The sequence below is a fragment of the Oleiphilus sp. HI0043 genome, assembly GCF_001634935.1.
In genome coordinates, this window is the sequence record NZ_LWEY01000513.1 from 1 (window position 1) to 884 (window position 884).

Sequence of the window (884 nt, forward strand, 5' to 3'; positions counted from 1 at the left end):
ATCGGCCTGAATCAGTTAATGACAAACGCTATGATTACGCACATGATTTGTTGCAAATGGTTCTCGATGAGACTCAAGACGACGATTCAAAAAGTGTTGTAAAACACGCAACGCTTATAATGAACCGTAATCGTCTACTGTTATCGTTGAAAGAGGGTAAAGAGCTTCATGTCGTTGCCGAAGCGCCCAAAACTGCTTGGGTCAGCGAATTGCACGTCGTAAGAATTCCCATACGAAAGGGAATACAGGGCTATCGCCTCTTTTTCATTAATAAGCAAGACCAGAGCAAACTGTCAGCACTTAAGTCTTTCGAAGAGTTTAAAGCTATACCCACTGGTTCAGGAAAAGGTTGGTCGACGACTAGAGTGTTGAGAGAGGCAGGGTTTAATGTTGTTGTGGGAAACAACTATGAAGGCCTGTTTAGTATGTTAGAGCTCGGTAGATTTAAAACCTTTGGTCGTGGTATTAATGAAATTGAGGCCGAGTACTTAGCTCAAAAAGAGGCGCACCCTAATCTAGCAATCGACACGGAACTAATGCTTCATATCCCCTTGCCAACCTATTTCTTTATTAGCCCGAAACGACCAGAGCTTGCGAAGCGCATTGAACGGGGTTTGTGGCGCCTAATCGAAAATGGCAAATTTGAAGCATACTTTTTAGCTCACCACCAAGCGCTAATAGATAAGTTTCGGCTGAAAGAGCGCAGAAGGTTTTCTATTCCCAACCCCAATTTGAGTAAAGCCGACCCGCTTGATAATGCTGAACTATGGCATAAATTTTAATGAAGAAAACAGCGTTGTAGGTATAGGGCTCATTACCAAGAAAAGGCATATTGTTGATGCTGTTCCTTTTCGTTATTCAGGCCAATATGAACACCTAATAGC

At 42.6% G+C, this 884-nt stretch carries 1 protein-coding gene; it reads left to right on the plus strand.

From position 1 onward, the window contains the following. Positions 1-782, plus strand: a 782-nt coding sequence (locus tag A3729_RS32445; protein WP_068633433.1) for a hypothetical protein, incomplete at its 5' end; no start/stop codon positions are given. Between the last annotated feature and the right edge of the window lie 102 nt (positions 783-884).